The sequence below is a fragment of the Brunnivagina elsteri CCALA 953 genome (assembly GCF_002289455.1).
Lineage (GTDB): Bacteria > Cyanobacteriota > Cyanobacteriia > Cyanobacteriales > Nostocaceae > Brunnivagina > Brunnivagina elsteri.
Genome location: NZ_NTFS01000595.1, coordinates 1 through 2,864 on the forward strand (window position 1 = coordinate 1; position 2,864 = coordinate 2,864).

Annotated in this window: 3 protein-coding genes; 2 read left to right on the forward strand and 1 reads right to left on the reverse strand. The window is 39.2% G+C overall.

Going from position 1 to position 2,864, the window contains the following annotated elements:
• Nucleotides 1-89: 89 nt before the first annotated feature.
• Entirely contained in the window at nt 90-350 is a 261-nt protein-coding gene (locus CK510_RS28805; protein WP_169927039.1) for a hypothetical protein, read from the forward strand.
• 237 nt (nt 351-587) lie between these two features.
• On the opposite strand, the gene CK510_RS33080 is transcribed toward CK510_RS28805, so the two are convergent.
• On the reverse strand, nt 588-1,964 hold the full coding sequence (locus tag CK510_RS33080; RefSeq protein ID WP_095724898.1) for a WD40 repeat domain-containing protein: 1,377 nt from the start codon (nt 1,962-1,964) through the stop codon (nt 588-590).
• 478 nt (nt 1,965-2,442) lie between these two features.
• Between CK510_RS33080 and CK510_RS28815 the strand changes: the two genes are divergently transcribed.
• A complete protein-coding gene (locus CK510_RS28815; RefSeq protein WP_373695837.1) occupies nt 2,443-2,685 on the forward strand; it encodes a DUF3370 family protein in 243 nt (80 codons plus the stop codon).
• The last annotated feature ends 179 nt before the right edge of the window (nt 2,686-2,864 follow it).

The window sequence follows — 2,864 nt, forward strand, 5'->3', positions numbered from 1 at the left end:
ATTGTTAATTTGTACTGAAGAAAATTTTTAGCGATCATACCTTTTTTGCCCCACCTCACCAAATCGCGTTGCTCCCTCCAGAACTACCCTTGCATAACAACCCTGCGGAGTTGGCTGCTAGAACTATGGTGCAGCGACGTAATATTAGCTATGCCACCCAAACTGAACAAGGTACGAAGGCATGGGATATTTTCATGTCCCTTGTTGCTACTACTCGCAAGTTAGGTGTTAGCTTTTTTGAGTATATCCGCGATCGCATTTCTTTGATCGGAAATATCCCATCTTTGGGCAGTATTATTCGGGACAAATCCTCGCTTAACCCGTTTGGTTGGTCGTGGATGCCAGAATAAATCTTTACCCCGAAGTATTGATGGGATACAAAAAACCATACCAATCGCACTTCCAAATCAACCCGTACTCTAAATGCGATCGCACCTCAAAAAACCTTACCAATCGCACTTCTCAAACCATACTGTAAAGCGATCGCACCTCAAAAAATCTTACCAATCGCACGTTTTATTTAATCCATACTATCAATGTGAATCGCACTTTTTGATTCAATCAATAATCAAAAGTTTAATAATAACTCAACGTTTGATGTTGTCACACAAATGTTTATCTTCTGGGCTGACATCGGTGTTATTTTGCAGGTAGCCTCGTATTAATCCGCATCCTTTTACCAACAAGTCATCTAAATCGAAATTCCACAAAATTATCGTTTCGTCCCTTGATGCAGAAGCAAGTGTTTTACCATCCGGGCTAAAGCTGATACTATTAACACTTTCTGTATGCCCTTTAAGGGTTTTAATTTCCCTACCACTATTGATATTCCACAGTTTCACTGTCCCGTCACTAGATGCAGAAGCGAGGGTTTTACCATCCGGGCTAAACCTGATACTATTAACACTTTCTGTATGCCCTATTACAGGCAACCAACTAGCACAGGGAAAATCATCTTCCAAGAAAGCTAATTGTCTGCGTGCATATCCAACGGAATTGCACAAAGAGCGACCATTTGTAAATGCTTCTAAAAAATACTTTAAAAACTCCTGTGCCACAAAATCGGGAACAGGTTCGCGCATCACAATTACTTGGGGAATTTGCAAACTTTCCAACTCCGCAGCAATCCCCAAACCATCGCATGAATTAAAAATAGCTAATTGTAATCTTTGTTGGATAGCTGTTTGCAAACTATCCCTCAATTCCGCCATCGTCAAACTATCTTTTTTATTAACAAAAATCCGCCCTTGTACAACCCTCTCCTCGCTTGTATCGGTAAAATTATGGGTTTGGGAATGCCCAGAGAAAAACAAAATATCCCAACCAATATCATCCTGTAAATAGCGATTTAAGTCCTCCCGCGAAGGTTCCACAAGAGTAACTATTTCCGCATCCCGACAATACTTTTGTAAAAGCATTTCATCCGCTTTCACATTTATACCCGTACTATCACCAAGAATAATTAAAATTCTAATCTTTTCCCGTAATATTCTGACTCCCCGCGCTGCATCCGGTGCGCTCAAAGCAACTTCAGCCCCCGACCATAAATCCCACAAATGCCAAGGTAGCTTTCGTAACTCCAGGCGATCGCAACTTAAAATTATGCGTAATTCCTGTTCTTGATTGGTCTTTAAATCAGATAAATAATTACTGATGGGATGAAAAGATTCCGATTTTAACCATGTATGAAAAAGAGATAATAGTTTCTCAGAATACTCCTCACATTGCTGTTTATACTCAACAGTCTGGAAATTTTTTACCGCATTTACCTTAATTCGAGATTGTCCATGCTTACTTCCATAAATATTGCGCCATTCTTGGAACGATCGCACCACATCTAGCGCGGGTGGTAATTCTCCCCTCATCCGTACATCGGCACGTTCCCCATCATCCCCAACTTCTAAAGTTACCTTATACCCAGTCGAAAAATCACCATCAAATTGCAGGATAACTAAATTTTTCATAGCCGATTCTTAACAATAGGTTTCACTTCAACGTCTACTAGACATGGGAATGTTATGGGTATTGTATGACACCATGCATAGCCATGTAATTTACTTCGTTGGGATAAAAATGTGAATTTTGCTCCCTTTGTCTTTTTGCATCTCCTCAATCACCTCAAATACTGATACGACAAGGAGAGGGAGTTTTTACGCAATTCGCTAATTTTTCTTGTGGAAGATGGGAGTTGAAACCCATTTGCCCTATTGCTAACTTTTCCTTAGTATATTTGAACTTGTCGAATTTAATTAATAGTTTTCATAAATAGTTTTTATAATATTTCATCCTTGCAAAACTTCAGCCGCAGTTAACTGAACATTAGCAAAAATTGAAGAAACAATAACACTTTCCCCCTGATAAACTCGCTCATCATAAAATCCCTCAACCCATTCCAAAACCGTCACCTTTTGGGCAATAGGATCGACAATTCAATACTCCGCATTGTTTTTAAATCCCCAAGTGGAGCAAATATTTTTTCGCGGTACGGTTAAGGTGAGTTATGAAGATGAATTAGGCAAAATGCAGGTAAAATATTTGCATTTGGTGCAGAGAAGGGGACAGCAAGGACAAGCTTTAGTGACGTTGCAATTAGCAGCAGGTGCAACAAAGAAAGTAGAGGTTGACTTTATTTATCCTCCCGATTCCACACCACCCCAGGTTTTGACCGTGGAAACTGCTCTATAAAATTCATTTCATATTTGAAAGTGTTTGACTCCAGCTATCAGCAGTAGGAAATCATACAAATATATTCAAAATTATTTTTTCTTAGGTCTATTCTTGCGACGAGCTTGTTTTTGCATTTTCTTCTTCTTGATGGCTTGAGATTTTTTCGGATTGGACGATTTTGTTAATTCTTCTACAGT

Coding starts and splice junctions, on each gene's coding strand:
- CK510_RS33080 (WP_095724898.1), bottom strand. CDS start 1,964: ATGAAAAATTTAGTTATCCTGCAATTTGATGGTGATTTTTCGACTGGG.